The sequence below is a fragment of the Terrabacter sp. Soil811 genome, from assembly GCF_001429655.1.
Classification (GTDB): domain Bacteria; phylum Actinomycetota; class Actinomycetes; order Actinomycetales; family Dermatophilaceae; genus Terrabacter.
Genome location: NZ_LMSX01000001.1, coordinates 350,392 through 377,323, shown reverse-complemented (window position 1 = coordinate 377,323; position 26,932 = coordinate 350,392). Strand labels below are relative to the sequence as shown.

The 26,932-nt window shown below is 71.7% G+C and carries 22 protein-coding genes; 13 read left to right on the top strand and 9 right to left on the bottom strand.

Going from position 1 to position 26,932, the window contains the following annotated elements:
- Window positions 1-74: 74 nt before the first annotated feature.
- Together ASH01_RS01705 and ASH01_RS01700 are read left to right on the top strand one after the other, a co-directional pair.
- Window positions 75-737, top strand: coding sequence for a hypothetical protein (locus tag ASH01_RS01705; RefSeq protein WP_056770591.1), 663 nt, complete (start codon window positions 75-77; stop codon window positions 735-737).
- The gene (locus ASH01_RS01700) at window positions 734-2,191 is read left to right on the top strand and encodes an AAA family ATPase (RefSeq protein ID WP_056770588.1); all 1,458 of its coding nucleotides are present in this window, start codon (window positions 734-736) and stop codon (window positions 2,189-2,191) included. Before ASH01_RS01705 ends, ASH01_RS01700 begins: the two co-directional genes overlap by 4 nt.
- A gap of 15 nt (window positions 2,192-2,206) precedes the next feature.
- Here the strand turns inward: ASH01_RS01700 and ASH01_RS01695 are convergent, their stop codons facing one another.
- Together ASH01_RS01695 and ASH01_RS01690 are read right to left on the bottom strand one after the other, a co-directional pair.
- Window positions 2,207-3,589 (bottom strand): hypothetical protein, encoded by a 1,383-nt coding sequence (locus ASH01_RS01695; protein WP_235509497.1) that lies wholly within the window; start codon window positions 3,587-3,589, stop codon window positions 2,207-2,209.
- A 2-nt stretch (window positions 3,590-3,591) separates the two neighbouring features.
- Window positions 3,592-3,978: a hypothetical protein gene (locus ASH01_RS01690; protein WP_056772524.1), complete on the bottom strand. Its 387-nt coding sequence runs from the start codon at window positions 3,976-3,978 to the stop codon at window positions 3,592-3,594.
- A gap of 40 nt (window positions 3,979-4,018) precedes the next feature.
- On the opposite strand from ASH01_RS01690, the gene ASH01_RS01685 reads away from it, so the two are divergent.
- The 8 genes from ASH01_RS01685 to pruA all read left to right on the top strand — a co-directional run bounded on the left by ASH01_RS01685 (window position 4,019) and on the right by pruA (window position 12,013).
- The gene (locus ASH01_RS01685) at window positions 4,019-5,440 is read left to right on the top strand and encodes a WS/DGAT/MGAT family O-acyltransferase (protein WP_056772522.1); all 1,422 of its coding nucleotides are present in this window, start codon (window positions 4,019-4,021) and stop codon (window positions 5,438-5,440) included.
- A complete protein-coding gene (locus ASH01_RS01680; RefSeq protein WP_056770585.1) occupies window positions 5,440-5,880 on the top strand; it encodes a DUF6912 family protein in 441 nt (146 codons plus the stop codon). The genes ASH01_RS01685 and ASH01_RS01680 overlap by 1 nt, the downstream gene beginning before the upstream one ends.
- An 8-nt stretch (window positions 5,881-5,888) precedes the next feature.
- Window positions 5,889-7,193 carry a phosphotransferase gene (locus ASH01_RS01670; protein ID WP_156415371.1) on the top strand — a complete coding sequence of 435 codons (1,305 nt, stop codon included), beginning with the start codon at window positions 5,889-5,891 and terminating at the stop codon, window positions 7,191-7,193.
- A gap of 62 nt (window positions 7,194-7,255) precedes the next feature.
- Window positions 7,256-7,858: a TetR/AcrR family transcriptional regulator gene (locus ASH01_RS01665; RefSeq protein ID WP_056770581.1), complete on the top strand. Its 603-nt coding sequence runs from the start codon at window positions 7,256-7,258 to the stop codon at window positions 7,856-7,858.
- 124 nt (window positions 7,859-7,982) lie between these two features.
- Window positions 7,983-8,933 (top strand): alpha/beta hydrolase, encoded by a 951-nt coding sequence (locus ASH01_RS01660; protein ID WP_056770579.1) that lies wholly within the window; start codon window positions 7,983-7,985, stop codon window positions 8,931-8,933.
- 60 nt (window positions 8,934-8,993) lie between these two features.
- A complete protein-coding gene (locus ASH01_RS01655) occupies window positions 8,994-9,707 on the top strand; it encodes an SGNH/GDSL hydrolase family protein (protein ID WP_056770576.1) in 714 nt (237 codons plus the stop codon).
- 154 nt (window positions 9,708-9,861) lie between these two features.
- On the top strand, window positions 9,862-10,260 hold the full coding sequence (locus ASH01_RS01650; RefSeq protein WP_056770575.1) for a DUF4870 domain-containing protein: 399 nt from the start codon (window positions 9,862-9,864) through the stop codon (window positions 10,258-10,260).
- A gap of 124 nt (window positions 10,261-10,384) precedes the next feature.
- Window positions 10,385-12,013 (top strand): L-glutamate gamma-semialdehyde dehydrogenase, encoded by a 1,629-nt coding sequence (gene pruA, locus ASH01_RS01645; RefSeq protein ID WP_056770572.1) that lies wholly within the window; start codon window positions 10,385-10,387, stop codon window positions 12,011-12,013.
- Window positions 12,014-12,083: 70 nt separating this feature from the next.
- On the opposite strand, the gene ASH01_RS01640 is transcribed toward pruA, so the two are convergent.
- The 3 genes from ASH01_RS01640 to ASH01_RS01630 all read right to left on the bottom strand — a co-directional run bounded on the left by ASH01_RS01640 (window position 12,084) and on the right by ASH01_RS01630 (window position 13,465).
- Complete coding sequence (locus ASH01_RS01640; protein WP_056770568.1) at window positions 12,084-12,581, bottom strand: DUF2505 domain-containing protein; 498 nt, start codon at window positions 12,579-12,581, stop codon at window positions 12,084-12,086.
- Window positions 12,582-12,665: 84 nt separating this feature from the next.
- The gene (locus tag ASH01_RS01635; RefSeq protein ID WP_056770565.1) at window positions 12,666-13,157 is read right to left on the bottom strand and encodes a hypothetical protein; all 492 of its coding nucleotides are present in this window, start codon (window positions 13,155-13,157) and stop codon (window positions 12,666-12,668) included.
- Entirely contained in the window at window positions 13,154-13,465 is a 312-nt protein-coding gene (locus ASH01_RS01630) for a hypothetical protein (protein ID WP_056770564.1), read from the bottom strand. Before ASH01_RS01630 ends, ASH01_RS01635 begins: the two co-directional genes overlap by 4 nt.
- 237 nt (window positions 13,466-13,702) lie before the next feature.
- Between ASH01_RS01630 and ASH01_RS01625 the strand changes: the two genes are divergently transcribed.
- Together ASH01_RS01625 and ASH01_RS01620 are read left to right on the top strand one after the other, a co-directional pair.
- On the top strand, window positions 13,703-18,868 hold the full coding sequence (locus ASH01_RS01625; protein WP_056770561.1) for an NAD-glutamate dehydrogenase: 5,166 nt from the start codon (window positions 13,703-13,705) through the stop codon (window positions 18,866-18,868).
- Between the two features lie 170 nt (window positions 18,869-19,038).
- A complete protein-coding gene (locus ASH01_RS01620; RefSeq protein WP_056770559.1) occupies window positions 19,039-20,526 on the top strand; it encodes a sensor histidine kinase in 1,488 nt (495 codons plus the stop codon).
- 103 nt (window positions 20,527-20,629) lie between these two features.
- On the opposite strand, the gene ASH01_RS01615 is transcribed toward ASH01_RS01620, so the two are convergent.
- Entirely contained in the window at window positions 20,630-20,878 is a 249-nt protein-coding gene (locus ASH01_RS01615) for a WhiB family transcriptional regulator (RefSeq protein WP_020142976.1), read from the bottom strand.
- Window positions 20,879-21,223: 345 nt separating this feature from the next.
- On the opposite strand from ASH01_RS01615, the gene ASH01_RS01610 reads away from it, so the two are divergent.
- The gene (locus tag ASH01_RS01610) at window positions 21,224-21,652 is read left to right on the top strand and encodes a hypothetical protein (protein WP_235508585.1); all 429 of its coding nucleotides are present in this window, start codon (window positions 21,224-21,226) and stop codon (window positions 21,650-21,652) included.
- Here ASH01_RS01610 and ASH01_RS01605 read toward each other — a convergent pair.
- From ASH01_RS01605 to ASH01_RS01600, 3 genes are all read right to left on the bottom strand, one after another.
- Window positions 21,645-22,505 (bottom strand): GDSL-type esterase/lipase family protein, encoded by an 861-nt coding sequence (locus ASH01_RS01605; RefSeq protein ID WP_082619338.1) that lies wholly within the window; start codon window positions 22,503-22,505, stop codon window positions 21,645-21,647. The genes ASH01_RS01610 and ASH01_RS01605 overlap by 8 nt on opposite strands.
- Before the next feature lie 3 nt (window positions 22,506-22,508).
- Window positions 22,509-22,685, bottom strand: coding sequence for a DUF6104 family protein (locus ASH01_RS23295; protein ID WP_020142973.1), 177 nt, complete (start codon window positions 22,683-22,685; stop codon window positions 22,509-22,511).
- A 185-nt stretch (window positions 22,686-22,870) separates the two neighbouring features.
- A complete protein-coding gene (locus ASH01_RS01600; RefSeq protein ID WP_056770554.1) occupies window positions 22,871-26,800 on the bottom strand; it encodes a multifunctional oxoglutarate decarboxylase/oxoglutarate dehydrogenase thiamine pyrophosphate-binding subunit/dihydrolipoyllysine-residue succinyltransferase subunit in 3,930 nt (1,309 codons plus the stop codon).
- Window positions 26,801-26,932: the final 132 nt, after the last annotated feature.

The following is a 26,932-nucleotide window of genomic DNA, read 5'->3' as shown; positions in this document are numbered from 1 at the left end:
AAGATGTTGCCGCGTCCGTCCGGTGTCGTGCGACGGGCGTCCAGCCATCGCCGAGCGGACCACAGGGGGCCCACATGACCGAGCTGGCCAGTCCCAGCGCCAAGCGCCTGCAACGACCGTCCTGGCGTGACAGTCGCCTCGTCGTCGGTGTGCTGCTCGTCGTCGTCGCCGCGACGCTGGGGGCCAAGGCCGTCGCCAGCGCCGACGACCGTGTACCGGTGTGGGTCGCGGCGAGCAACCTCGTGGCCGGTGACGAGGTCGAGGAGGCCTCCTTCGTGCGCGCCGACGTGCGACTCGCCGATGGTATGAACGCCTACCTCGCCGCCGACGCCCCGGCTCCGACCGGCTCGTTCATGGTCCGTGACGTGCGCGCGGGTGAGCTGGTGCCCGTGTCCGCCGTCGGCGACGCCGCTGCCGTCGCCGTGCAGCGGGTCACGGTCCGCGCCGACGCGATGTCGACGACCGGCCTGGCACGGGGGAGCCGCGTCGACGTCTTCGTCACGCCCAAGGCCCCGACGACGAGCGACGCGGCCACCACCCCGACGAAGAAGGTCCTCGAGTCCGCCGCGGTGGCCGCGGTGATGACGAGCAGCGGTGGCTTCGGCGCGGGCTCGATGACGTCGGTGCAGATCTACGTGCCGGCCGACAAGGTCCAGCCGCTCGTCGAGGCCGTGGACGGCGAGGCGAAGCTGACCCTCGTCCCCTCCGTCGGGACGGTCACCGGCGGCGGCGCATGACCGAGGTCCTGACCGCTCTCAGCCACCAGTGGGAGTCGTCGGTCGCGACGACCCTCGAGGGTCTGCGTGACGTGACCGTGACGCGGCGGTGTGCCGACGTGTCCGAGCTGCTGTCGGTGGCCGACGCGGGTCTGGGCGACACTGCCGTTGTCTCCTCCGACCTGCGCGGCCTCGACCTCGCGGTCGTGAATCGCCTGCGCGCCAACCGGATCCGCGTGATCGGGGTGCACCCCGCCGACGACGAGCCCGCCGAGCGCCGCCTGCGACAGCTGACGATCACGGTGACGCTTCCCGTCGACGCGGGGACCGACCGGTGGGAGGTGTCGCTGCAGGAGGGATGGGGCGCATCCGACGACCTCGAGGCGGCCCTGAGCGGCGATGCCGGCGTCGGCGCCGGCCAGCAGTCCGCGCCCGACCACCCTGAGGAATCGACCGACGGTGACGCGGGGTGGCGTCCTGCTGGCTCCGGTGGCATCGCCGCAGGCCGTGAGCACGTCGGCTCGAGCGATGCCGACGACCCGTCCGGCGACGACGTGGCCGCGGGGCGAGTGACCGGTTCGCGGCGCGGCCCCGAGCGTGCGTCGGTCATCGCGGTCTGGGGACCCACCGGCGCGCCCGGTCGCACGACCGTCGCGACGACCCTGGCTGCGGAGGTCGCCGGCCGTGGCGTCGAGGTGCTGCTCGTCGACGCCGACACCTACGGGGGCTGCGTGGCGCAGACCCTCGGGCTGCTCGACGAGGCGCCGGGCGTGGCGGCGGCGTGCCGTGCGGCCGATCAGGGCCTGCTCGACCTGTCCGCGCTCGCGCGCCTCGCGCCGGTGGTCGTCCCGGGACTCCGCGTGCTGACGGGCCTGCCCAAGGCCGAGCGGTGGCCCGAGGTGCGCGCCGCGGCGCTCGAGAGGGTCCTCGAGCTGAGCCGGTCGCTCGTGCAGGTCGTCGTCGTCGACTGCGGCTTCTGCCTCGAGGACGACGAGGAGCTCAGCTACGACACCGTGGCCCCGCGACGCAACGAGGCCACGCTGACCTCCTTGGCCGCCTCCGACCTCGTCGTCGCGGTGGGTGGCGCCGACCCGGTCGCGCTCCAGCGTTTCGTCCGGGGTCTCCAGGAGCTCGGCACGGTGCCGTCCGGCGAGCCGGTGCCCGTCGTCAACCGGGTGCGCAGCGGCGCGGTCGGGCCCCGTCCCCAGTCCCGCATCGCCGACTCGCTCCTGCGGTTCGCCGGGCTCGCGTCGGTGCGGTTCGTGCCCGACGACGCCATCGCCGTCGACGCGGCCCTGCTCGCTGGGCGCTCGGTCGTCGAGCACGCGCCGGACTCGCCCGTCCGTCGTGCGGTGGCCGACCTCGCGACCGGTCTGCTGCCGTGGACGGTGGCGCCGCCCGAGCCTCGCGAGCGGAGACGGCGTGGCCACCGCCGTGGTCATGGGCGCCGGTCGTCGAGTGCCGTCGGCGCCTGAGCGCACGGCGTCCGGTCAGGGCGCGAAGAGGATCGTCAGGCCACCGAGCGTGTAGAAGACCATGACCACCATGAGCGGGACCTGACCGATGACCGCGGCGCGACGGTCGAGGACGGTGATCGCCCGCTCGTGGGCGGCGAGGACGCCGAGCAGGTGCCCGACGACGATGCTCACGGCCTGGATCGTCGCGACGAGCGTCGGCTGGATGAGCAGGTCGTTCGGGGTGAGGTCGGCAGTCCCGAGCAGGTCGGCACCCGTTCCGAGCGGGTCGGTGAGCAGCCGCCACGCGTACTGCCCCTGGTAGACCCAGAGCGACCAGTAGTGCGCGATGACGTACCCGCCGGCGATGGGGATCAGCGACGGCGCGATGTCACTGACGAAGGAGAACGAGCGGGAGACGGGCTCACCGGCGAGCCTCACCGACACGACCGAGGCCAGCCAGAGCGTCACGGCCACGAAGCCGAAGAAGGCGAGGAGGGTGGCCGTCCGGAGCAGTGCCGACGGCAGGGGAGAGGACTGCACGAACGTCGCCCACGAGAGGTTGGCCGAGAAGCCGTCGTATGCCGTCCCGCCGAGCATGACGGCGACCGTGGGCACGAGGCCCCGCTGGCCACGCAGGCCGTTGACGCCGTGCAGCGGGGTCCGCAGCACCCAGCGCCCGTCATGGCGCCGGCCGAGCGGTGAGAGCAGGCCGAGCAGCCGTGACCACGCCTCGAAGGGGTCGGCGTGGTCGAACCACGTGCGGCCGAAGACGGCCGCACCCAGCAGCGACACGGCGAAGAAGCCGGCGACGAGGACGCGGAGGAAGCCCAGCGACGTGTTGTCCTCGGCGACGAGCTCGACCCACGTGAAGGTCCCGAGCCCGAGGGCCGCGGGCCACAGGCCCCAGCGGTATGGCAGGGCCGCGAGGTCGGGCGAGACACGGGCAAGTCGGAGCAGGCCGGCGTGGAGCGCGCGGAGCGGGTTGATGACCCGCCAGACCGGGCCGAGGAGCATCGAGGAGAAGGCGAGGCCCACCCACAGCCACACGTAGACGACGTGGGGCACCGGGTTGCGGGCCGAGTCGGGGCCGAACACGAGCGCCGCCAGCGTCCACACCGTGACGATGCCGGCCAGGACGCGGGCCACGACGCGCAGCCAGCGCGAGTCCAGCACGGCGGCGACGGGCCCGGGCAACAGCACCCCGTCGGTGTCGCGCAGCCGCGGCTCGCGCCACAGCGTGCTGATGGCGACGAACGAGATGACGAGCGCCGCGACCGCCGCGATGACGAGGGCGGTGAACGGCAGGGGAAGGTCGCCGCGGCTGCCGACGCCGTGGGCGGGGACGACAGCCGGGACGGAGCCCGGAGTGAGGGCTGATGGGAGGGCGGAAGCGAGGGCGGCCGGGAGGGACGCCACGGTCAGCGGACAGCGACCGTGAGCAGGGTCAGGGCCGGCTCGTGGGTCTCGACCTCGTAGAGGCCGGCCTCGGTGCCGGTGAGGCGCAGGGTCGTCGGGGTGCCGGCCTTGAGCGTCGCCTCGACGTCGAAGCCGTGGGCGTGCAGCTCGTCGTCGTGGTCGCTCGTCACGACGAGCTCGAGCGTCGAGCCGATCGGCAGGTCGACCTGCGCCGGGGCGGGCGTCACGGTCGTCCCGGTGACGGTCACCTCGAGGCGCTTGACGCTGCCCGTCGAGACGACGCCGGTGCTGCCGCCCGGTCCGGGATCGGGGGTGCCGGACGAGCAGGCGGCGGCACCGACGAGCGCGAGGACGCAGACGGCATACGGCAGGGCGCGAAACGTACGCATGGCCACGATCCTAAGCAAGGGCGTCTGGCAGAGTGTGAGCATGTCTGACCGCCTGACCTCGCTCGACGCGTCGTTCCTCTACCTCGAGGAGTCCACCACGTCGATGCACGTCGGGTCGGTCATGGTCTTCCAGCCTCCTCGCGACGGCTTCGACTACGACCAGCTCGTCCGCATCATCGAGAGCCGGATCGGGGCGATCCCGCGCTTCCGGCAGAAGGTGCGCGACGTCCCGGGCCGGATCGGCAACCCCGTCTGGGTCGACGACGAGGCCTTCGACATGGGCTACCACGTGCGTCGCGCCGGCCTGCCGCGTCCGGGCAGCGACCGGCAGCTGCAGGACTTCGTCGCCCGGGTCCAGCCGCGCAAGCTCGACCGCACCCGCCCGCTGTGGGAGGTCTACCTCGTCGAGGGCCTGCACGACGGTCGGTTCGCCATCGTCACGAAGACCCACCACGCGCTCATCGACGGCGTCAACGCCCTCGACATCGCGCACGTCATCGTCGACGCCGTCAAGGGTGAGGACCAGGACGACGTCGTGCCGCCGTGGGAGCCGAGCCGGTCGCCGTCGTCGGTCGAGCTCGTCACGGGTGCCGTCATCGACGCGGTGCGCCGCCCGACGCAGGTCGTCGACCTCGTCCGCGGCGGTCTCAACGACGCCCTCAACGTCGGCCTGCGTGCGGTCGAGTCTGCCGGCCAGGTGCTCTCGACGGTCGCGCGCACCGCCGCTCGTCCCGCGCCCGACTCGCCCCTCAACGCCGAGATCGGCTCGGCCCGCCGGTGGGTCATGATCGCGACCGACCTCGAGGACTACCGCCTCGTGCGCAAGCGGCTGGCCCGTGGCGCGTACGCCGAGGACGTGACGATCAACGACGTCGTGCTCGCGACGATCGCGGGCGGCTTCCGGGCGTGGCTGCTCGGGCGCGGCGAGGCCGTCAGCCCCCACACGTCGGTGCGCGCCATGGTGCCGGTCAGCATCTACGGCGACGACCCGGCGGGGATGTATGCCAACCAGGTCATGGCCTGCGTCGTCAACCTCCCGGTCGGCGAGCCCGGGGCCTCGATGCGCCTGCACCAGATCGCGTTCGCGATGCGCCAGCAGATGGAGGGTGGCCAGGCGGTCGGGGCGACGTCGCTCGCCAACCTCGCGGGGTTCGCTCCGCCGACCCTGCACGCCCTCGGTGCGCGTCTCGGCTCCGCGATGTCGCGCCGCCTGTACAACGTCATGATCACCAACGTGCCGGGCCCGCAGACGCCGCTCTACGCCGGAGACGCCGAGATGCTCTCGACCTACCCGGTGACGCCGCTCGCCAAGGGGCAGGCCCTCTCGATCGGCATCACGTCGTACAACGGCGGGGTCTACTTCGGCCTCAACGCCGACCGCGACGCCATGCCCGACGTCGACGTGCTCGGCCAGTCCATCGTCGAGTCGCTCGCCGAGCTGACGAGCGGGAGGGAGTCCTGATGCCGGTCGTGCGCGTCTACGTGCCGCTGGGGCGGGCGGGCCTCGAGGAGCTCGCCACCGCAGGCGCGCTCGCTGCCGGTCCGGGCACGCCCCGGACGGCGTATGCCGTCACGTCGGGTCTCGAGCAGGCCGCGCCGGGTCTCGACGTCGAGGACCTCGAGTACGCCGCCTTCAGCGATGCCGTCGAGGCTGCGGCCGGGCTGCGGTCGGTGCGCTCGGACCGTCGCGTCGTCGCATCCGCCGACGCGGACGCCACGTGGGTCTCACCGCGCGACGGTGCGCCCGTGTCGAAGGTCGTGCTCACGGCGCCGCTGCCCCTTTCGCGGGTCGCGTCGTTCCACGTCGACGACGAGGTGACCGGCGACGTCGACGAGGAGGCCGACGAGCTGCTGTGGTACGACGTCACCGAGCTCGACGACGTGCGTTCCTTCTTCGGCTGAGCCCCGACATGGCCGACGACGAGGTGGTCGCCCTCTACGACGAGGCCGGCCACGTGTCGGGATCGTCGCCACGGTCGGTCATGCGCGCGCGCAACCTGCGTCACGCGGCCTCGTCGATCGTCGTGCGCGACCCGCTCGGTCGCATCTACCTCCACCGTCGCACGACGACGAAGGACGTCTACCCGGGTCTGCTCGACGTCGCGGCCGGTGGGGTCGTCCTGGCGGGGGAGGATCCGGCTGTGGGCGCGGTACGCGAGGTCGACGAGGAGCTCGGTGTCGCCGGGGTCCCGCTCGAGCCCCTCGGCGTGGCGGACTACGCCGACGAGCACACGCGCTACCGGGCCTTCCGCTTCGTCGTGACGTGGGACGGCCCGATCCGGTGGCAGCCCGAGGAGGTGTCATGGGGCGAGTGGGTGACGGTCGAGGAGCTCGTGCGCCGGCTCGACGACGAGGCCGACAGCATCGTGCCGGACAGCGTGGCCGTGTGGTCGTCCCTCGTGCGCGGATGGCATGCCGACCGGGTCCCGCTCCGCAAGGGCTGGGACAGCGTGGCGACGCTCGTGGAACAGCGCTGGGTCGACCGCACCGCACGCCGGCCCGAGGTCGAGACGGCGCTGCTCGCCGAGGCGGTCCTGCTCCCGGCGATCGCGGACGGGCTTCCGGTGGAGGTGCCACGCCCGGTCGTGCTCGACCGTGCGCCGCTGCGGCTGCGGCACGCCCTCGTGGTGGGCGAGGCCGTCGATCCGGCACGCCTGACCTCGGCGGACGGCGAGGTCTTCGCGGCCTTCCTCGAGGTGCTGCACGCCACCCCGCTTCCCCTCGCGGCCGATGCGGGGTGCCCGTCGGCAGCGGACGACCACGTCGAACGAACCGTCCGGGTGGAGCGGCTCGGGCACGTCGTGCTGCCCCTCCTGCCGCCCGAGCACCGCTCGACCGCGGAGGCGCTGCTCGAACGGGTGGCGACCGTCGGTGAGCAGGCCCTCTGCCACCGGGACCTCGTGAGCGAGCACGTCCTCGCGCGAGAGGGGCGGCTGTCCGGGGTCATCGACTGGGGCGACGCCCGGGTCACCGACCCCGCTGTCGACCTCGCCTGGGCGCTCAACGCGACATCGGTCGCCTTCGCCGACGCTGTGGCGTCCGGCGTGGACGACGACACGAGGGCCAGGGCCCGGGCCTGGTGGGCGCTCGCGCCGTGGTTCGACGCCCACCGCGACGTCGCGTACCCCGAGACGGTGGACGTTGACCCGTCCGGTGCGCTCGCACACGACCTCGAGGTCGTGGTCTCCCGTCTGCTCCGGTGGCGCGGCGCCTGACGGGCGTGGTGCCATGACTTCATCTCTTGTCACGACCGAACGATCGTGCTTTTATAGACGTCATGGGCAAAGGTGAGAGCACGAGGACCGCGATCCTCGACGAGGCCACCGAGCTCGCGTCGCTCGTCGGGCTCGGTGGGCTGACCATCGGCACGCTGGCCGCGGCGACGAAGCTGAGCAAGAGCGGGCTCTACGCCCACTTCGCCTCCAAGGAGGCGTTGCAGGTCGAGGTGCTCCAGCACGCCCGCGAGCGGTTCACCGACGTCGTCATGCGTCCGACCGTGGCCACACCCCGTGGCGAGCCGCGCGTGCGCGAGTTCTTCGACCGCTGGATCACCTGGCAGTCCACCGCCTTCGACGGCGGCTGCATCTTCGTCGACGCAGCAAGCGAGTTCGACGACCAGGAGGGCCCGGTCCGCGACGAGCTGGTGCGCGCCGAGCGCGACAAGCTCGAGTCCCTCACCCTCATCGTCGGCACCGCGATGAGCGAGGGGCACTTCCGCGACGACGTCGACGCCGAGCAGTTCGCCTACGAGCTCGAGGGCATCGTTCTCGCGCACCACCATGCGCGTCGGTTGATGCGCGACGGTCGTGCCGAGGAGCGTGCGCGCCGGGCCTTCGACCGCCTCGTCGACGACTGCCGGCCCGTCGCCCGCTCGGCCTGACCACCACGCATCCGGTCCTGCACGGACCACCCGTCCCGATCACCATCCAGAAGGAGCAGTCATGGCCCTCCAGTCGCCACAGAAAAGCACGAACGATCGGTCTATTAAGTCCGCCACCACTCACATGGCGTTCCGGATCTTCGAAGCGCTCGCACCTCGCGTGGGAGCGCGGGTCGCCGAACGGCTCTGGTTCCGACTGCCCCCGGCCCGCCCCTCGATCGCCACGCCCTTGGGTGCGACGCCGATCCGGGAGCTGCTCGGCTCGGCCTTCGAGGTCGAGCTCCGCGGCCGCTCCGTGCGGGGCTGGGTCTGGGGTGAGGGACCGGTCATCTACCTCGTGCACGGCTGGGGCGGGTCCCTCGAGCAGCTGACCCCGCTCGTCGCGCCCCTGCTCGACCGGGGCCTGCAGGTCGTCGCCTTCGACGGGCTCGGTCACGGCCGCTCGGACCCGGGGGTCCACGGCTCCGGCTCCTCCGATGCGGTCGAGCTCGGTCGCTCCCTCGACGCCGTCGCCGCGCGCTTCGGGCCTGCGCGGGCCGTCGTCGCACACTCGATGGGCGCCCTGTCCGCACTGCTGGCGATCCGCGACGGCTGGGTGGCAGTGGAGCGGCTCGTCCTCATCGCCCCGCCGAGCGGCATACCCGACCTGCTCGTCCGCCTTCGGAGCGAGCTGGGGCTGGGCGCGCGGACGACGCGCCGGCTCGTCGAGCGGGTCCGCCTCCGCACCGGCTACGCTCCCGACGAGCTCGACCTCGTGACGATCGCGACCTCGCTCGAGCGGCCCGAGCGGCCCGACCTGCTCGTCGTCCACGACCTGCTCGACCGAGAGGTGTCGCACGCGCCCTCGGCGCGCCTCGTGCAGTCCTGGCCGGGGGCCGAGCTGCTCTCGTCCGCCGGGCTCGGGCATCGTCGGGTGCTCGCGGACGCCGCGGTCGGGGGAGCCGTCGCCCGCTTCGTCGACCGCCTCCCGGTGGAGGCCAGCCTGCACGGCGACGACCGTCCCCAGCCGTGGCCGGACGCGGTCGCCGACGGCCGATCGGCAACCGGCGGGCAGGCCCGCGCCGGAGCGGCCTGACCGTCCCACGTGCTGGTCCGGGGGAGACGCGCTTGCGTCATCCCTTGTTACCTTGCGCGGATGGACTTCACCGCTGACGAGTACGCCCGCCGCGATGCCGACCGCCTCCGCGAGATCCTCGCCGGACCACCCGTGACGTGGGTCTTCCTCGGCGACAGCATCACGCAGGGGGTCGTGCACACGCACGGCCGCCGCGGCTACGTCGAGCACTTCGCCGAGCGCGTCCGCGGTGAGCTCGGTCGTCGTGGGGACGCCGTCATCAACTCCGGCGTGTCGGGGGCCACGACCGAAGACCTCCTTCCCGAGTTCCACTGGCGGGCAGGACGATTCGCGCCCGACGTCGTCTTCGTGATGTTCGGGACCAACGACATCCTGGCGGGGGAGGACGGCGTGCGCGGCTTCCGCTACCGCCTCGACCAGATCGTCCAGCGCTCCCGCGACGTCGGAGCCACGGTCGTGCTCCAGACGCCCCCGCCGGTGCTCGAGGACGGCGGCCGCGGGCCCCGCCTCATCGCGCTCTACGCCGAGGCGGTGCGCGAGGTCGCACGCGACCTCGGGGTGCTCGTCGTCGACCATGCCGCCGCGTGGGAGGCGGCCGCGGCCGACGCGGGCCGGGAGGTGGCGCCCGACGGCTGGCTCGACGACACGTTCCACCCCGGCGCGCGAGGGCACCACCAGCTCACCCTCACCCTCCTGTCGGCCATCGACGTCGCCGACCCCACGAGCGAGGTCTGCTCGCTCGTCGTCGACGACGCCGTGGGCGCCACCGCCTGAGGGCGCCTGCCCACCCCGCCTCCGACCCGACTCCGACCCCGACCGCACCGCGCCTCCACCCCGAGGGTGGGCGGCGTCGGTCAGGGGCGGCTCAGGGTCGGGTCAGGGCGCTCCCCGGCAGCGCCACGGCCCCGAGTGGCGCGACGATGGGGTCATGACACAACCGATCCCGAACCCGTCCGGCCAGTCCCTGACCCCGACGAGCGACGAGCGCACGTGGGCCGTCCTCGGCCACCTCGCCGCCATCGTCGCCGCCGTCATCTCCGTCGGCTGGCTCAGCTTCGTCGGCCCGCTGCTCATCTGGGCCGTCTACAAGGACCGCAGCGCCTTCGTCCGCAAGGCCGCTGCCGACTCCTTCAACTTCAACCTCGCCGTCTGGGCGGCGATCATCGCCGGCTGGGTCATGCTCTTCACCGTGATCCTCATCCCGGTCGCCATCATCGTGTGGATCGTCGCCGTCGTGGCCGCGCTGTGGTTCCACATCAGGGCGGCGATGGCCGCGAGCCGCGGAGAGAGCTTCCGCTACCCGTGGAGCATCCCCGTCCTGCACTGAGCGCCCCGGCAGGGCTGACGGGCACCGTGGCCGGCATGGAACGATGGGGTGGCTCCGCCCACGAGGCGGGCCACCCCACTCGCCTGCACCGGGCGAGACCCCGTGCCAACCGCAGGAGAACTTGATGGACGCCGTGACCCACGTGCCCGCACCGGCCAACGAGCCGGTGCTCGACTACGCGCCGGGCTCGCCCGAGCGAGCCGCGCTCGAGGTCGCCCTCGCCGAGCTGGGGTCGACCCAGACCGAGCTGCCCCACACGATCAACGGCGAGCGGGTCACCGGCACCGGTCGCAAGATCGCCGTCCGCCAGCCGCACGCCCACCGCAAGGTCCTCGGCACGCTGCGCAACGCCACCGTCAAGGAGGGCCAGGCCGCCGTCGACGCCGCCAAGGCCGCCGCCCCGATGTGGCGCGAGCTGTCCTTCGACGACCGCGCCGCCATCCTGCTCAAGGCCGCCGAGCTGCTCTCCGGCCCCTGGCGCGCCCGCCTCAACGCGGCGACGATGCTCGGACAGAGCAAGACGGCCTACCAGGCCGAGATCGACGCCGCGTGCGAGCTCATCGACTTCTGGCGCATCAACGTCCACTTCGCCCGCCAGATCCTCGAGCAGCAGCCGCCGCTCAACGCCAAGGGCATCTGGAACCGCTCCGACTACCGCTCGCTCGAGGGCTTCGTCTACGCGGTCACGCCGTTCAACTTCACCGCGATCGCGGGCAACCTGCCGACCGCCCCGGCCCTCATGGGCAACACCGTCGTGTGGAAGCCGAGCCCGACCCAGCAGCTCGCGGCGCAGCTGACGATGGAGCTGCTCGAGGAGGCCGGCATGCCTCCGGGCGTCATCAACATGGTGACGGGCGACGGCATCAACGTCAGCAAGGCAGCCCTGCGCGACGAGGACCTCGCCGGCATCCACTTCACCGGCTCGACCCCGACGTTCAAGCACCTGTGGCACGAGGTCGGGACCAACCTCGACCGCTACCGCACCTACCCGCGCCTCGTCGGCGAGACCGGCGGCAAGGACTTCATCCTCGCCCACCCGAGTGCCGACCCGGCCGTCCTGCGCACCGCCATGATCCGGGGCGCCTTCGAGTTCCAGGGCCAGAAGTGCTCGGCCGCCTCGCGCGCCTACGTCCCCGCCTCGGTGTGGAAGCAGATCAAGGGCGACCTCGTCGACATCACCAACGGCCTGACCCAGGGCGACGTCACCGACCTGTCCAACTTCATGGGTGCCGTCATCGACGACCGCGCGTTCGCCAAGCACCAGGACGCGATCGACCGGGCTCACGCGACCACGGGCATCGACGTCGTGGCCGGCGGCACCTACGACGACTCCGTCGGCTACTTCGTGCGCCCGACGGTGCTCGAGATCAAGGACGCCGCCGACGAGTCCTTCCGCACCGAGTACTTCGGCCCGATCCTGTCGGTGCACGTCTACCCCGACGCGCAGTACGACACCGTGCTCGACCAGATGGAGCGCTTCGCGCCGTTCGGGCTCACCGGCTCGATCATCGCCCAGGACCGTCGCGTCATCGCCGACGCCACGAAGCGCCTGCGCTTCGCCGCCGGCAACTTCTACGTCAACGACAAGCCGACCGGCGCCGTCGTCGGCCAGCAGCCGTTCGGCGGGGGCCGCGCGTCGGGCACCAACGACAAGGCGGGCGCCGCGCAGAACCTGCTGCGCTGGACGAGCGTGCGTTCGATCAAGGAGACGTTCGTCCCGCCGACGAACCACACCTACCCGCACATGGGCTGACCCGCCCCCGAGCACGTATGCCGCTGGGCCCGTCTCCGTCAGGAGGCGGGCCCAGCGTCGTGCAGGGGTGTCAGGCGCGCTCGGACAGCCAGGCGTTGCCGGTTCGCTGCTCGCTGCGGATCGCGTCGATGACGGCAGGGGCGGCGGCCTTCTCGACCTTGCCCCCGAAGAGCGGGATCGAGGCCTTGAGGTCGCCGTCGATGCTGATCTGCGTGCCGCCACCGGCCGGGGCGAGCCGGACGCTCGACCGCATCGCGACGGGAGCCCCGGCCACCTCGACCGTGAGGGTGCCGGTGCGGGTGCCGTCACCGGCGGCCCCACCCCACTCGTAGGTCTCCGTCACCGAGAGGGTCGGTCCGACGATCGACTTCGCGAAGTCGGGGAGGTCGTCGGCGGGCAGGTCGCGCTTCGTCACAACGCGGGCGCCGTCACCCGCCGGGCTGACCGCGGCCTCGTGCCGTTGGGCGTGGGCCTCGACGCACTTGCGCTCCTGGAAGGCCACGTCGGTGACCATGGCGTAGACGGTCTCGGGCGGGGCGGCATACGTGATCGTCTCGGAGATCTTCATGGCCGACACGCTATTGCACCGTCCACCGCACCCCGAGGACGTATGCCGCGCGGCCGGGTCACGCGCCCGGCGCCGAGGTGACGCTCAGGCGCCCGACCGGGCGCGGTCGGACAGGGCCGCGAGTGTCGTGCCGGACGTCTCGAGCTCGCGGCGGAGCCGGGCCAGCTCGCGCGAACGGACCGCCGTCACGCGGTTGAGCAGCTCCTGGAGCCGATCGCGCTCGGCCAGGCGCTCGCCCGGCTCGACCCGGCTCGGGCCGGAGCGCTCGACGACGAGCCGGCCGTCGATGGTCAGGTCGCAGCGCGTCAGGGCCGGCTCGAGCCCGCGGACGCGGGCTGCCGACTCGACGGCGGTCGTGGTCCAGGACTGGAGGAGGCCGCCGACCCGGTCGAGCTCGGTGGCGGCGCGGGTCACGAGGTCGCGCTCGTGGCCCGTGGGGTCGGGCCCCCCGGTGCGCCCGACCCGCCGCGCGGCCGCGTCGAGGTCGACGACGAGGTCGGCGAGCTGGTGGGCCTGCGTGCGCAGGGCGCCGCCGAGCGCCGACGTCGAGCCGGGGTCGCCGGGAGAGAGGCTCATCGGGCGTCACCCGCCTGCGTGGCCGGACGGCTGTCTCGCGGCACCTGCTCGTCGACGCCGGCGGGTGCCCGCCCGGGGGCGGCGCCGAGGTCGAGCAGCCGCTCCTCGAGTGCCTCCGAGAGGGCCCGGAGGGTGTCGGCCGCCTGCTCGACCCAGGTGTCGAGCGCGCGCTGCGTCGGCAGGTCGCCGAGGTCGGGAAGGTGCGTCAGCAGGTCGTCGGAGAGCGTCCGCGTCGTCGACCGGCCGGCGGCGAGGGCTCGCAGCGTCGCAGGGTCCGCAGCGCCCGCCACCCGGCTCCCCTCGGTCATGGCACCACTCTAGGGACTGGGCGTCCGGGCGCCCCGGAGTTCTCCACCGCCTGTCCCGTCCATCACTCGTGTCACAGTCGCGGAGTGTCCGGCGGGGGTGGTTCGGGCGTGGACGCCGACGGGGATAGGCTCACATGGTGAGATGGGCGGCACAACGACGTGCCGCCGTACGGGCCACACGGTGAGGAATCCGACGACCGCATGTCAGCGTCACTCGAACAGACTCGAATCGACGTCATGAAGGCCGCTGCCGCGGCAGTGGCGCCTCCCCCTCGACGGGGTCGCGGCCGATCCGGCGGCACCGCGTCCCGCGAGCTCGAGGAGTTCCTCCTCGCCTACTACCGCCTCGTCGCGACCGAGGACCTGCTCGCGCGCCCGGCGCGCGAGCTCGCGACCATCGCCACCGAGCACCGCGCCTTCGCCCAGGATCGCCCGGTCGGCACGTTCAACGTGCGCGCCTTCAACCCGACCGCCGACGACGAGGGCTGGTCCACGGGCCACTCGGTGGTGCAGATCGTCGTCGACGACATGCCGTTCCTCGTCGACTCCGTCGTGGCCGCGCTCGGCGGCTTCGACCGCGGCGTCCACCTCATCGTGCACCCGCAGATGACCGTCTCGCGCACCATCACCGGTGAGCTCAAGTCGGTCATCACCGACGGCTCGACGACCGTGCAGTCCACCTCCCTCGGTCTCGTGCGCGAGTCGTGGATGCACCTCGAGATCGACCGCCTGCCGGCCGACGCCCTGCCCGACGTCGAGGCCCGGCTGCGGCACGTCCTCGAGAACGTCCGCGACTCCGTCGAGGACTGGCCCAAGATGCGCGCGCACGCGCTGACCATCGCGAGCGAGCTCCGCTCGGCGACGCCACCCGGCACCGACCCGCACCAGGCGCGCGAGACGAGCCGTTTCCTCGAGTGGCTCGCACACAACAACTTCACCTTCCTCGGCTACCGCGAGTACTCCCTCTCGCACGAGAACGGCAAGGACGTCTCGCGCCAGGTGCCCGGCACCGGTCTCGGGCTGCTCCGCTACGACCGGCCCTCTGCCGGAAAGGGACTCGTGCTCACGCCGGCTGCCAGCCGAGCCGCTCGCGACTCCACCATCCTCATCATCACCAAGGCCAACTCGCGCGCGACGGTCCACCGCGACGTCTACCTCGACTACATCTCGGTCAAGCGCTTCGACGCCCGCGGCGAGTGCGTCGGCGAGCAGCGCTTCCTCGGCCTCTACGCCTCGGCCGCCTACAACGACACGATCCACGACATCCCGCTCCTCGACGTACGGGCGCAGGAGGTGCTGCGCCTCACCGGGCTCAGCGCCGACAGCCACTCCGGCAAGGACATCCTCCAGATCCTCGAGACCTACCCGCGCGACGAGCTCTTCCAGACGAGCCCCGCACAGCTGGCCGAGATCGCGACGAGCGTCCTGCACCTGCAGGAGCGCCGCAAGACCAAGCTCTTCCTGCGTCGCGACGAGTTCGGCCGTTTCGTCTCGTGCCTCGTCTACCTCCCGCGCGACCGCTACAACACCACGGTCCGCCTGCGCATCGAGGCCATCCTGCTCGAGGCCTTCGGCGGCGAGAACATCGACAACACGACGCGGGTCAGCGAGTCGACGCTCGCGCGCCTCCACTTCGTCGTGCGCATGCCGGCGGGCACCGACATCCCCGACATCGACGAGGCGGAGCTCGAGAAGCGCGTCATCGACGCGACCCGCACCTGGGACGAGGACCTCTCCGAGGCGCTCGGCCAGGCCCGCGGTCTCGAGGGCGCGGCCCGCACGATGGCGGCGTACGCCAAGGCCCTGCCCGAGGCGTACAAGGAGGACTTCGACGTCGAGACGGCGGTCGAGGACCTCGACCGCATCGACGCGCTCGGAGACGGTGACCGCACGACCGGCCTGCACCTCTACGACGACCCCGCGTCGGACGACCCCCGCGAGCGGCGCTTCAAGCTCTACCGCCGCGCCGACCTGTCGCTGACGCAGGTGCTGCCGCTCTTCACGCACCTCGGCGTCGAGGTGACCGACGAGCGCCCCTACGAGGTGCCCGGACCCGACGGCCGCACGCTGCACATCTTCGACTTCGGCCTGTGCGCCGACGCCCGCACGTGGGGGTCCGGCGACGCAGCCCTCTCGGCGGACGTCCGCGAGCGCTTCGAGGAGGCCTTCCGGGCCGTCTGGGACGGCCGTGCCGAGTCCGACGGCTTCAACGCCCTCGTGCTCGCCGCGGGTCTCACCTGGCGGCAGGTCGTCATCCTGCGCACCGTGGCGAAGTACCTCCGCCAAACGGGCTCGACCTTCTCGCAGGACTACGTCGAGTCGGCGCTCGCCGCCAACACCGGCATCGCCCGCAGCCTCGTCGAGCTCTTCGAGGCGCGCTTCGACCCCGACGCCTTCCCCGAGACCGAGGCCGGCCACGACAAGCGGGCGTCGCGGCAGAAGCAGGTCGTCACGCGCATCAAGGAGGCACTCGACGACGTCGCGAGCCTCGACCACGACCGCATCGTGCGTGCCCTGCTCGGAGTCATCCAGGCGAGCCTGCGCACGAACTTCTACCAGCCCGACGAGAACGGACGCGACAAGTCGTACGTCTCGCTCAAGCTCAACCCGAAGAAGGTCCCCGACCTCCCGGCCCCGCGGCCGATGTTCGAGATCTGGGTCTACAGCCCCCGGGTCGAGGGCGTGCACCTGCGCTTCGGCAAGGTCGCCCGCGGCGGTCTGCGCTGGTCCGACCGCCGCGAGGACTTCCGCACCGAGGTCCTCGGGCTCGTCAAGGCCCAGATGGTCAAGAACGCCGTCATCGTGCCGACCGGCAGCAAGGGTGGCTTCTACGCCAAGCAGCTGCCCGACCCCGCCGTCGACCGCGCCGCGTGGATGGACGAGGGCATCGCGTCCTACAAGCTCTTCATCTCCGGGCTGCTCGACCTCACCGACAACCTCGTCTCGGGTGCCGCCGTGCCGCCGCGCCGTGTCGTGCGCCACGACGAGGACGACACCTACCTCGTCGTCGCCGCCGACAAGGGCACCGCGAAGTTCTCCGACATCGCGAACGGCATCTCCGCCGACTACGGCTTCTGGCTCGACGACGCCTTCGCGTCCGGCGGCTCCGCCGGCTATGACCACAAGGGCATGGGCATCACGGCGCGCGGCGCATGGGAGTCGGTCAAGCGCCACTTCCGCGAGCTCGGCGTCGACACCCAGACCCAGGAGTTCACCGTCGTCGGCGTCGGCGACATGAGCGGCGACGTCTTCGGCAACGGGATGCTCCTCTCTGAGCACATCCGCCTGCTCGCGGCCTTCGACCACCGGCACATCTTCGTCGACCCCGACCCGGACGCCGCGACCTCGTATGCCGAGCGCCGGCGGATGTTCGACCTGCCCGGGTCGTCGTGGGCCGACTACGACGAGAAGCTCATCAGCAAGGGCGGCGGCATCTTCCCGCGATCGGCCAAGTCGGTGCCGGTGAGCCAGCAGATGGTCGCGGCCCTGGGGCTGCGCTCGGGCACGAAGTCGATGACGCCCGCCGACCTCATGAAGGCGATCCTCCTCGCGCCGGTCGACCTGTTGTGGAACGGCGGCATCGGCACCTACGTCAAGGCGGTGGCCGAGACGAACTCCGAGATCGGCGACCGGGCCAACGACGCCATCCGCGTCAACGGCAGCGACCTGCGCTGCAAGGTCGTCGGCGAGGGCGGCAACCTCGGGGCGAGCCAGCTCGGCCGCATCGAGGCCGCGCTGGCGGGTGTCCGGATCAACACCGACGCCATCGACAACAGTGCCGGAGTCGACACCTCCGACCACGAGGTCAACATCAAGATCCTGCTCACCGAGCTGACCCGCTCCGGCGAGCTGACGACGAAGCGTCGCAACACGCTCCTCGCCTCGATGACCGACGAGGTCGCCGAGCAGGTGCTGCGCGACAACTACGAGCAGAACGTCCTGCTCGGCAACGCCCGCGCGCAGCAGCACGCGATGCTCGGCGTGCACGAGCGCCTCATCCAGTTCCTCGAGGCGAACGGCGACCTCGACCGCTCGCTCGAGTTCCTCCCGAGCGACGCCGAGATCGCGCGCCGCCAGAAGGACGGACTGGGCCTCGCGTCGCCGGAGTTCTCGGTGCTCGTCGCCTATGCGAAGCTCTACCTCAAGAACCAGCTCATCACGACGGCCCTGCCCGACGACCCGTGGTTCGAGTCGACGCTCGCCGAGTACTTCCCGAAGCCGTTGCGCGGCAAGTACGCCGACGAGATCGCCGCCCACCCGCTGCGCCGCGAGATCATCACCAACGCGGTGGCGAACTCGATGGTCAACCGCGGCGGCATCACCTTCGCCTACCGGGCAGGGGAGGAGACGGGCGCCACGCCCGAGCAGGTAGCGCGTGCCTACGTCGTATGCCGCGAGGTGTTCGACCTCGCCGGGTTCGTCCGGGGCGTCGAGGCCACCGACAACGTCGTGAGCACGGGGGCGCAGACGGCGCTCTACCTCGAGTTCCGTCGCCTCATCGACCGCTCGGTGCGTTGGTTCCTCACCTCACGCCCGGCGACGCTCGACATCGCGGCCGAGGTGGCGCGCTTCCGCCCCGGCATCGAGGCCTTCTCCGGCCGCATCGCCGAGCTGCTCCAGGGCAGCGAGCGCACCCGCCTGCAGCGACGGGCCCGCGAGCTCGAGGGCAAGGGCGTGCCGGAGGATCTCGCGCTCGCCGCGGCGTCCCTGCTCGACCTCTACTCGCTGCTCGACTGCATCGAGATCGCCGAGGACACCGGCGAGAAGCTCGACGACGTCGTCGGGGTCTACTTCCTGACCTCCGAGACGTTCTCGATCGACGCGATGCTGACGCGGGTCACGATGCTGCCGCGCGACGACCGCTGGGACGCCATGGCCCGCGGCGCGCTGCGCGACGACCTCTACGCGGTCCTCGAGAGCCTGACCCGGTCGGTGCTCGAGGTGAGCAACCCGCGTCACGACGCCGCGGGCCGCCTCGCCGAGTGGTCCGAGCTCAACGCCGACGCGCTCGGTCGGGCCCGGGCGGCCCTCGGCGGGATCGAGCGGATGAGCCACGCCGGCATCGCCGCGCTCTCGGTCGCCCTGCGCACCCTGCGCACCGTGACCAAGCCGGCGTCGTCCGGCCAGCCCGCGCCCATCCAGGCCGAGGCGCCGTCGGGTCCCGTCCCGACGAAGAAGGCGTCTGTCAGGAAGGCGCCCGCGAAGAAGGCGGCCGCCGCGAAGAAGGCGGCTCCGAAGAAGGCGGCCGCCGCGAAGAAGGCGGCCAGCGCGGCCCCGAAGACCGAGGCCAAGCAGCCCGCCACCAAGACGGCGGCCGTGAAGAAGGCCCCGGCCACGAAGACCGCGACCAAGCAGGCGGCCCGTGCCGCTGCGGCCCGAGTGGCCGCCGATTCCAGTAGCTGACCGACCACCTCGTCGAGTGAGCGCCTGACCACACACGAGTGAGCGCGCCGTCCCACCTGCCACGAGGCAGGAGGGACGGCGCGCTCACTCGAGTGGGACGGGGCGCTCACTCAAGTGGGGTGGGTGAGGCCACCGAACGCGTGGGCCCCGTGGCTCACTAGGCTCGGGACGTGGCAACCCTGAGCAAGCTCCTGCGCGGCCGGACGAACCTGCCCGACCACGACGTCGAGTGGCTGCAGCTGCTCGTCGGTGACTGGCAGCTCGTCGCCGACCTCTCGTTCGCCGATCTCGTGCTCTGGGTCCGGTCGACGAGCGAGCGGTGGGAGGCCGTGGCCCACGTGCGTCCCACCACGGGCCAGCTCGTCTTCGTCGACGACCAGGTGGGCCGCATCGCCGACCCCGGCCGCACCCGTGACCTGCTCGACGAGGCCGCGGCCGAGCAGCGCATCCTGCGCGTGCGCCAGGTCGTCGTCCCGCATGAGCACGGAGCCGACCAGTCGGTGCGCGAGGAGTACATCCCCGTCGTCCGTGGTGGCCACGTCGTCGCCGTCCTGACCCGCCACACGAACCTCTGGACGACGCGCACCCCGAGCCGCCTCGAGCTGACCTACCTCGCCACGGCCGACGCCCTGTGCCGGATGGTCACCGGGGGAGAGTTCCCGCACAGCGGCGCCCCGACGGGCCTGCGACGCGGCGCACCCCGGGTCGGTGACGGCGTCATCCGACTCGACGTCGACGGCATCGTCACCTACGCGAGCCCGAATGCCGTCTCCGCCCTGCACCGGCTCGGGCACCTCGGCGAGGTGGTCGGGGCGAGCCTCGCCCAGATCGTCACCGACAACGTCCGCGAGTCCTACCCCGTCGACGAGGGGCTGCCGCTCGTCGTCACGGGGCGTCAGCCCTGGCGCACCGAGGTCGTCGCAGGCGGCACGACCGTCTCGATGCGGGCGATCCCGCTCACCGAGGCCGGGCAGCGGTTCGGAGCCATCGTGCTCATGCGCGACGTCGGCGAGCTGCGCCGCCGCGAGCGCGAGCTCATGACCAAGGACGCGACGATCCGCGAGATCCACCACCGCGTCAAGAACAACCTCCAGTCCGTGGCCGCGCTGCTCCGCCTCCAGTCGCGCCGGCTCCCCGACGGCGAGGCCAAGATCGCGCTCGCCGAGGCCGAGCGCCGGGTCGGCACCATCGCCATGGTGCACGACCAGCTGAGCCAGGGCTTCGACGAGACGGTCGAGTTCGACACCATCGCCCAGCGTGGGCTCAACGCCGTCGTCGAGGTCTCGGCGAACGGTGCGCCGGTCCACACCGTCACGGAGGGCTCCTTCGGGCGCCTGCGCGCCGAGGACGCGACGTCGCTCGCGATGATCATGAGCGAGCTCGTCCAGAACGCCATCGAGCACGGCCTCGGCGACGCCGGGGGAGAGGTGCGCATCTTCATCGACCGTCAGGCCGACGAGCGTGGCCAGCAGATGGTCGTCGTCTCGGTCGAGGACGACGGCAAGGGCATCGACCCGGCCCGCCGGCCCGGCTCGGGTCTCGGGACCCAGATCGTCCAGTCGCTCGTCAGCGACCTCCAGGGCCGCATCTCATGGGAGGCCGTAGTGCCGCACGGCACCCGGGCCCGGTTCACCGCGACCCTGCGCCCCATCACCTGAGGGGCACGGGCGCCCCGGTCGGCACCGGACCGCATACGCGGGCAGCCAAAAGCCCGGCGACCGGGGAGGGTCACCGGGCTCGACGACGATGGTCGTGCGGGGCTCAGCCGGCGCGGCGAGCCCGCGCGTTGCGGCGCTTCAGGGCGCGGCGCTCGTCCTCGGAGAGGCCGCCCCAGACGCCGGCATCCTGGCCGGTCTCGAGGGCCCACTTGAGGCAGGTGTCCATGACCGGACAGGTCCGGCACACAGCCTTCGCCTCCTCGATCTGCAGGATGGCCGGGCCGGTGTTCCCGATGGGGAAGAACAGCTCCGGATCGGCCTCCAGGCAGGCAGCGCGGTCGCGCCAATCCATGTGGATCGTGCTCCTTCATGTATCTCGGTTCGCACCGACGCCGGGTGTCGGTCGCGGTGCATGTGCTCGGGGCGCCAGCGTCGTTGTCGGAGCCAAGTCATGGTGTCGTCGTGCGGGGGGATGACCCCCTGACCAACGGAAACGCGCACGAAGTTGTTCCGTACGCGTTGAGGGCCATGATCCAGTGTGACCAGCAACCATGTCCGTGTTCAACGCCTTGGGCGCGGATCACACCAAGGATTGAGTCTATCGGCAGACGGCTCCCAGTTCCAGACCTCCGGCCCGTCCGTGGGGATCGGGAGCCGCCCGGACGGTCCGGACCAGCCGGATCGCTAGGCTGGCGAGGTGACCGAATCGACCTCTCCGAGCCGCGAGGTGCGTGGATCCCACCGCGCCGCAGGGCTGCTCACGCTCCTGGAGGCCCTCGCCGTCCTCGGCTTCGCCGGCTTCTACGTCTACGAGATGGTGACGGGCGCCACAGACGACGTCACGCGGGCGGCGACCTCCGGGGCCCTCATCCTCGTCTTCGGGCTGGGGCTGCTCGCGCTGGCCCGGGGCTGGAACCGCGCCGCCGACTGGCCACGCACCCCCACCGTGCTCTGGAACGCCCTCCTGCTGCCGGTCGCGTGGTCGCTGCACGAGTCGGACCGCACCCCCGTGGCCCTGGCCGTCGGGCTCGTCGCGGCGGCGAGCATCGTGGCGGCCGTGTCGGCTCCGGGGCGCCGGGCCGACGGCAGCCCGGACGGCGAGCGCGACACGGACGTCGTCAGCTGAGCGAGAGCCAGTCGTTCCAGCCGTTGTGGAGCACGAGCCAGGCGATGAGGCCGTACCCGGCCTGTCCGGGGTGGGCGCGGTCGGGGCTGGCCGCGAGGTCGGCCATCCACTGGTCGTGCGTCGCGAGGGGGCGGTAGCAGTCGACGTAGGTGATGCCGCGGCGTGAGCACACGTCGGCCTGGGCCTCGGCGAGCGCCTCGATCTTGCGGTTCATCTCGTCGTCGAGCGTCGGCGTCAAGCCGACGACGAAGACACCGATCCCGGCGTTGGTCGCCTCGTCGAGGACGTTGGCGAGGTTGAGCCGCGAGCGGGCCATCGTCATGCCCGACAGGACGTCGTTGGCGCCCACGTTGAGCACGAGACGTCGCTCGGCGCGTCCCTTCCAGCGCGGGTGGCACTCGGCGCCCCAGCGGGTGACGACGTCGCCCGAGGTGTTGCCGCGGACCCCGAGGTTGTAGGCCGTCAGGTCGAGGTCCGGGTGCTGCGTGCGGGCCACGACGCGTCCGACCCAGCCCAGGCCCTTGGGGTCGCCGTAGCCGGCCGTCATCGAGGCGCCGACGAAGACCATGCCGACGTCGCGGATGCCCTCGGCGACGGTGAACTCGGCGCTCGGGGCGTAGTAGGGGTCCTCCGTCGGGGCCACGTCCGCCGGGGCCTGCGGGGACACCGCAGGTGCGGCAGGCGCGGTGGGGACGGCGGGCTCGGGGGTCGCCGCGGGAGCCGACGCGGCGGCATACCGCCCCGGGGCGTCGGTCGTGAACTGGGTGTGGGACGAGGGGTAGGCGGGGCCCACGCCGTAGGGCTCCCTCGGTGCCTCGCCGTGCGTCTGGGCCCTGTCGCTGCGGTCGCTCACTGCTCAGTCCTCGTCGTCGTCCAGCCGGGCGAGCCATGTCGCGAGTCGCTCGACCGGCACCTCGAACTCGGGGTTGAGGTCGACGAACGTGCGCAGCTGCTCGGCGAGCCACTCGATGGTGACCTCGTCCTCGCCGCGGCGCGCCGCCAGCTCCTCGATGCCCCTGTCGGTGAAGTACACGTGGGGAGGTTATCGCGTGCCGGGGTGGGGCAGGCGGAGGCGGGCCGAGGACCGGGCACATCGCCTGCGTGCCGACGGGAGACGACCGCCTGCGTATGCCGTCACGCCGGGGACGCAGCGAGGGACCCCGCCGTCGTGGCGGGGCCCCTCGGGTGCTCGGTGTGCCCGTGCGGGCGGGTGCGGGCTCAGCGCCCGAATGCGCGCTCCATGAGCTCGGCCTGCTCGGCCGCGTGCTTCTTCGACGAGCCGGTGGCCGGGGAGGCCGCGGCCTTGCGGGCCACGACGCGCCACGGACGGGTCTCGCCGAGGTCGCAGAGGTCCTCGTGCAGCCACTGGGCCATGAGCGGCCAGGCACCCTGGTTGCGCGGCTCGTCCTGCACCCACACGAGCTCGGCGCCGGGGTACTTCGAGGCGGCGTCGATCATCTCCTTCTCGGGGATGGGGTAGAGCTGCTCGACGCGGATGACGGCCGTCGAGGTGTCGCCGCGCTTCTCGCGCTCGGCATCGAGCTCGTGGACGATCTTGCCGCTGGCGAAGAGCACCCGCGTGACGTCCTGGGTGACGCCCTCGTGGTCGGCCAGGACCGGCTGGAAACCGCCTTGCGTGAAGGCCTCGACAGAGCTGGCCGCCGCCTTGCTGCGCAGCATCGACTTCGGGGTGAAGACGACGAGCGGCGTGCGCGGACGGGCGTAGGCCTGCCGGCGCAGCAGGTGGAAGTAGCTCGCCGCCGTCGACGGGTAGGCGACCGTCATGTTGTTCTCGGCGCAGAGCTGCAGGTAGCGCTCGATGCGCGCCGAGCTGTGGTCGGGACCCTGCCCCTCGTAGCCGTGCGGCAGGAGCAGCACGACCGAGCTGCGCTGGCCCCACTTCTGCTCGGAGCTGGAGATGAACTCGTCGACGATCGTCTGCGCGCCGTTGCCGAAGTCGCCGAACTGCGCCTCCCACAGCACGAGAGCGTCGGGACGCTCGACGGAGTAGCCGTACTCGAAGCCCATCGCGGCGTACTCGGACAGCAGCGAGTCGTAGACCCAGAAGCGGGCCTGCCCCTCGCCGAGGTAGAGCAGCGGCGTCCACTCCTCCGCGTTGTTCTTGTCGATGAGCACCGCGTGGCGCTGCACGAACGTGCCGCGGCGGCTGTCCTGACCGGCGAGCCGGATCGGGGTGCCCTCCTTGAGGAGCGTGCCGAAGGCGAGCAGCTCGGCCATCGGCCAGTCGATGCCGCCCTCGTGGACCATCTGGGCACGCTTGTCCATGAGCTGCTTGAGCTTCGGGTGGATCGTGAAGCCCTCGGGCGGGCTCGCGAAGGTCTCTCCGATGTGGACGAGCTCGCTCGCCTCGACCCCGGTCTCGGTCGCGGAGCGCACCGGGGCCTCGTCGTCCTGGACCTGCGCCGTGGGGCGCTCGAGGCCGGCGTTGTCGGGGGCGTCGGAGTCGCGGTCGTTCGGCTGGGGCGGCGTGGCGGCCTGGGCCTTCTTCGCCTCACGGGTCTCGACGAAGACGCGCTCGAGCTGCTGCTGGTAGTCGCGCAGCGCGGCCTCGGCGTCCTCGACGCTGATGTCGCCGCGACCGATGAGCGACTCGGTGTAGAGCTTGCGGACCGAGCGCTTGGCCTCGATGAGGTTGTACATGAGCGGCTGGGTCATCGACGGGTCGTCGCCCTCGTTGTGACCGCGTCGGCGGTAGCACACCATGTCGATGACGACGTCCTTGTTGAACTCCTGGCGGAACTCGTAGGCCAGCTCCGCCACGCGCACGCAGGCCTCGGGGTCGTCGCCGTTCACGTGGAAGATCGGCGCCTGGATCATGCGGGCGACGTCGGTCGAGTAGACCGACGAGCGCGAGCTGCTCGGCGAGGTCGTGAACCCGACCTGGTTGTTGATGACGACGTGGATCGTGCCGCCCGTGCGGTAGCCGCGCAGCTGCGAGAGGTTGAGCGTCTCGGCCACGACGCCCTGCCCGGCGAACGCCGCGTCGCCGTGCATGAGCACGGGCAGGACGGTGAAGGACTCGCCCGCGAGGTTGAGCCGGTCCTGCTTGGCCCGGACGATGCCCTCGAGCACCGGGTTGACGGCCTCGAGGTGGCTCGGGTTGGCGGCGAGGTAGACCTTGGTCTTGCTGCCGTCCTCGGAGACGAACTCGCCCTCGGTGCCGAGGTGGTACTTCACGTCGCCCGAGCCCTGGACCGACTTGGGGTCCTGGGTGCCCTCGAACTCGCGGAAGATCTGGCCGTAGGACTTGCCGGCGATGTTGGCCAGCACGTTGAGGCGGCCACGGTGCGGCATGCCGATGCAGACCTCGTCGAGGTTCTCGCTCGCGGCGCGGCACAGGATGCGGTCGAGGAGCGCGATGACGGACTCGCCGCCCTCGAGCGAGAAGCGCTTCTGCCCGACGAACTTCGTCTGGAGGAAGGTCTCGAAGGCCTCGGCGGCGTTGAGCCGGCGCATGATCCGCATCTGCTCGTCGCGGTTGGCCTTCTCGTAGGGTCGCTCGACCTTGTTCTGGATCCACTTGCGCTGCTCGGGGTCCTGGATGTGCATGTACTCGATGCCGACGGTGCGGCAGTACGAGTCACGCAGGATGCCGAGGATCTTGCGCAGCTTGAGGAACGGGTAGCCGCCGAAGCCGCCCGTCGCGAAGGTGCGGTCGAGGTCCCACAGGCTCAGGCCGTGCGTTGTGACGTCGAGGTCGTGGTGGCGGCGCTGTTTGTACTCGAGCGGGTCGGTGTCGGCCATGAGGTGGCCGCGCACGCGGTAGGCGTGGATGAGCTCCTGGACGCGGGCGACCTTGTTGATGTCGTCGTCGTGCGAGGAGTCGACGTCCTGGATCCAGCGGATCGGCTCGTAGGGGATGCGCAGCGACTCGAAGATCTCGTCGTAGAAGCGGTTGTCGCCGAGGAGCAGCTGGTGCATGATCCGCAGGTAGTCGCCGGACTGGGCGCCCTGGATGATCCGGTGGTCGTACGTCGAGGTCAGCGTGAGGATCTTGCTCACGGCGTTGCGGTTGAGCGTCTCGGTGCTCGCGCCCTGCCACTCGGCGGGGTAGTCGAGGGCGCCGACGCCGATGATGGCGCCCTGGCCCTTCATGAGGCGCGGGACCGAGTGCACGGTGCCGATGCCGCCCGGGTTGGTGAGCGAGATCGTCGTGCCCTGGAAGTCCTCGACGGTCAGCTTGTTGGCGCGGGCCTTGCGGACGACGTCCTCGTAGGCGGTCCAGAAGTGGACGAAGTCCATCTCCTCGGCCGACTTGATCGAGGGCACGACGAGCGTGCGGCTGCCGTCGTCCTTCTGGAGGTCGATGGCCAGGCCGAAGTTGACGTGGGCCGGCACGACGAGGGCGGGCTTGCCGTCCTTCTCGGTGAAGCCGTTGTTCATCTCGGGCATGAGCGCCAGGGCCTTGACCATGGCGTAGCCGATGAGGTGCGTGAAGCTCACCTTGCCGCCGCGCGAGCGGGCCAGGTGGTTGTTGATGACGACCCGGTTGTCGATGAGCAGCTTGGCCGGGACGGCGCGCACGCTCGTCGCGGTCGGGACGGTGAGCGAGACCTCCATGTTGGCCACGACGCGGGAGGACGCGCCGCGCAGCGGGGTCACCCGATCGTCGTTCACCGGGCCGGTGCCCTTGACCGCGGGGATGTCGCGCGGCTTGGGGGCCTCGGCGGGGGACTCGTCCTTGGGTGCCGCCTTGGGCTCGGTCTTGGGCTCGGTCTTCGACTCGGTCTTCGACTCGGTCTTCGGCTCCGCCTTGGCCGCCGGTGCGGCGGTCCTGGCCGGTGGCGCGGGCGCCACCTTCGGCCGGGTCGTCGCGGCCGGCGCCGGGGCGGGGCTCTGCGCCGGGGCCGTCGAGGTCTTCGCGGGGGCACCGTTGGACGACCCGTTGGTGGACCCGGTGGCCGAGCCGTTGGCCGGCGTGCTCGTCTGCGGCTTGGTCGCGGTCGCCGTGCGGCCCGGGGCCGCGCTCGCGTCGGCCTCACCCGGCCGGTAGTCCTCGAAGAACCCCCACCAGGCCTTGTCGACCGACGTCTTGTCGGTCAGGAACTGCTGGTAGAGCTCGTCGACGAGCCATTCGTTCGGCCCGAATGCTGCAATCGGGTCACCGGACGTGGACTGATCGGACACGGCGAATGCGCCTCTTTCGTTTGGCTCGGGTGCGTCGTTGCCTATACAGGGGTCAAGCCTAGACCCGAATGCTCTGATACCGGACGGGGGCTCGGATGTCGAGCCCGACCATCGACGAGGCGTTCCTCACGT

Excerpts from the sequence above, each read along its gene's own strand:
- ASH01_RS01705 (WP_056770591.1), top strand. The coding sequence starts at position 75 with ATGACCGAGCTGGCCAGTCCCAGCGCCAAGCGCCTGCAACGACCGTCC.
- ASH01_RS01700 (WP_056770588.1), top strand. The coding sequence starts at position 734 with ATGACCGAGGTCCTGACCGCTCTCAGCCACCAGTGGGAGTCGTCGGTC.
- ASH01_RS01690 (WP_056772524.1), bottom strand. The coding sequence starts at position 3,978 with ATGCGTACGTTTCGCGCCCTGCCGTATGCCGTCTGCGTCCTCGCGCTC.
- ASH01_RS01685 (WP_056772522.1), top strand. The coding sequence starts at position 4,019 with ATGTCTGACCGCCTGACCTCGCTCGACGCGTCGTTCCTCTACCTCGAG.
- ASH01_RS01680 (WP_056770585.1), top strand. The coding sequence starts at position 5,440 with ATGCCGGTCGTGCGCGTCTACGTGCCGCTGGGGCGGGCGGGCCTCGAG.
- ASH01_RS01670 (WP_156415371.1), top strand. The coding sequence starts at position 5,889 with ATGGCCGACGACGAGGTGGTCGCCCTCTACGACGAGGCCGGCCACGTG.
- ASH01_RS01665 (WP_056770581.1), top strand. The coding sequence starts at position 7,256 with ATGGGCAAAGGTGAGAGCACGAGGACCGCGATCCTCGACGAGGCCACC.
- ASH01_RS01660 (WP_056770579.1), top strand. The coding sequence starts at position 7,983 with ATGGCGTTCCGGATCTTCGAAGCGCTCGCACCTCGCGTGGGAGCGCGG.
- ASH01_RS01655 (WP_056770576.1), top strand. The coding sequence starts at position 8,994 with ATGGACTTCACCGCTGACGAGTACGCCCGCCGCGATGCCGACCGCCTC.
- ASH01_RS01650 (WP_056770575.1), top strand. The coding sequence starts at position 9,862 with ATGACACAACCGATCCCGAACCCGTCCGGCCAGTCCCTGACCCCGACG.
- pruA (WP_056770572.1), top strand. The coding sequence starts at position 10,385 with ATGGACGCCGTGACCCACGTGCCCGCACCGGCCAACGAGCCGGTGCTC.
- ASH01_RS01640 (WP_056770568.1), bottom strand. The coding sequence starts at position 12,581 with ATGAAGATCTCCGAGACGATCACGTATGCCGCCCCGCCCGAGACCGTC.
- ASH01_RS01635 (WP_056770565.1), bottom strand. The coding sequence starts at position 13,157 with ATGAGCCTCTCTCCCGGCGACCCCGGCTCGACGTCGGCGCTCGGCGGC.
- ASH01_RS01630 (WP_056770564.1), bottom strand. The coding sequence starts at position 13,465 with ATGACCGAGGGGAGCCGGGTGGCGGGCGCTGCGGACCCTGCGACGCTG.
- ASH01_RS01625 (WP_056770561.1), top strand. The coding sequence starts at position 13,703 with ATGAAGGCCGCTGCCGCGGCAGTGGCGCCTCCCCCTCGACGGGGTCGC.
- ASH01_RS01615 (WP_020142976.1), bottom strand. The coding sequence starts at position 20,878 with ATGGATTGGCGCGACCGCGCTGCCTGCCTGGAGGCCGATCCGGAGCTG.